Raw genomic sequence first — 1,679 nt, 5'->3', positions numbered from 1 at the left:
AAAACATGAAGGCCGCAAATAATAGCATAGTGTTTGGTAAGGAATACCGAGACAACGGTGGTTGAAGTTTAATCACACCGGTATAATGTGCCGTCCAATTTTTGCCAGCGCCAAAAACACCACACCCGGCGCAACATACACCAAACCGCGTGAGACCCATGGCCAAGAAGCTGTACATCAAAACCCACGGCTGCCAAATGAACGAGTACGACTCCGCCCGCATGGCAGACCTACTCAAAACTGGCGAGCCCGTCGAAATGACCGACTCACCAGAGGACGCCGACATCCTGCTGCTGAACACCTGCTCCATCCGGGAAAAAGCCCAGGAAAAAGTATTTCACCAACTCGGCCGTTGGAAAAAGCTCAAAAGCAACAAACCCGACACCATCATCGGCGTCGGCGGCTGCGTAGCGAGTCAGGAAGGTCAGGCGATCATCGACCGGGCCCCATTTGTAGATATGGTTTTCGGCCCGCAAACCCTGCACCGCCTGCCAGACATGATCACCGAAGTGCGCGCCAAAGGTAATGGCGTTGGCGTGGTTGATGTTAGCTTCCCGGAAATCGAAAAATTCGACAACCTGCCAGACCCCGGCGCAGACGGCCCCTCCGCGTTTGTTTCTATCATGGAAGGCTGCAGCAAGTACTGCACTTTCTGCGTGGTGCCCTACACCCGCGGTGAAGAAGTCAGTCGTCCGGTGGATGACGTGATTGCCGAAGTTGCTCACTTGGCCAGCCAGGGCGTGCGTGAAGTAAACCTGCTGGGCCAGAACGTGAACGCATACCGTGGTGAAACCCACGACGGCGACGTGATGGACATGGCTGAACTGGTTGAAATGATCGCCACCATCGATGGCATCGACCGAATCCGCTACACCACCTCTCACCCGGTGGAATTCAGCGATTCGCTGATCGAAGTTTACGAGCGGGTACCCGAGCTAGTCAGCCACCTGCACTTGCCGGTGCAAAGCGGTTCCGATCGCATCTTGGCGGCCATGAAGCGCGGTCACACAGCGTTGGAGTACAAATCCAAGCTGCGCCGTTTGCGCAAGATTCGCCCGGACATCAGTTTCTCTTCCGATTTCATTATTGGCTTCCCCGGCGAAACCGACAAAGATTTCGAGGACACCATGAAGCTGATCAACGACATCGGTTTCGATATGTCGTTCAGTTTCATTTACAGCGCCCGTCCGGGTACGCCGGCAGCCGACCTGCCAGACGATACGCCGATGGAAGTAAAGAAGCAGCGTCTGAAGATCCTGCAGGATCGTATCAACCAGACGGTAATGGACATCAGCCGCAAGATGGTAGGCTCGACTCAGCGCATTCTGGTTACCGGGCTTTCGAAGAAAGATCCTGGAGAATACTCAGGCCGCACCGAGAACAACCGGATTGTGAACTTCCGTCACGACAACCCAGAGATCGTTGGGCACTTTGTCGATGTGGAGATTGTTGAGGCTTACGCGAACTCTTTGCGTGGTAAGCCTGTGGATTCGGCGATGTACTAAATTTCGGCCCCCATGTGCTTTGGGGCTGGTGGTGGGATGCGGGCTGGTGAAGCCTCCCAAAAACCGCTCCTTCGGCACATCCATGTGGCGCTTCTGCTCCGCCATCCATGGCTCCGCACATTTTGGGGAGGCTTCACCAACCCACCTCCTTCCGGCTTCACGATGGCATGAAAA

At 55.2% G+C, this 1,679-nt stretch carries 1 protein-coding gene; it reads left to right on the top strand.

The genetic code is table 11. From position 1 onward, the window contains the following. Positions 1 to 158: 158 nt before the first annotated feature. Positions 159 to 1,505: a tRNA (N6-isopentenyl adenosine(37)-C2)-methylthiotransferase MiaB gene (gene miaB, locus ACNQ6O_RS15740; protein ID WP_114334132.1), complete on the top strand. Its 1,347-nt coding sequence runs from the start codon at positions 159 to 161 to the stop codon at positions 1,503 to 1,505. Positions 1,506 to 1,679: the final 174 nt, after the last annotated feature.

The organism is Marinobacter sp. SBS5 (assembly GCF_048285575.1).
Taxonomy (GTDB): domain Bacteria; phylum Pseudomonadota; class Gammaproteobacteria; order Pseudomonadales; family Oleiphilaceae; genus Marinobacter.
Note: the sequence above shows the minus strand (reverse complement) of the source record. Positions and strands in the feature narration are given on the sequence as shown.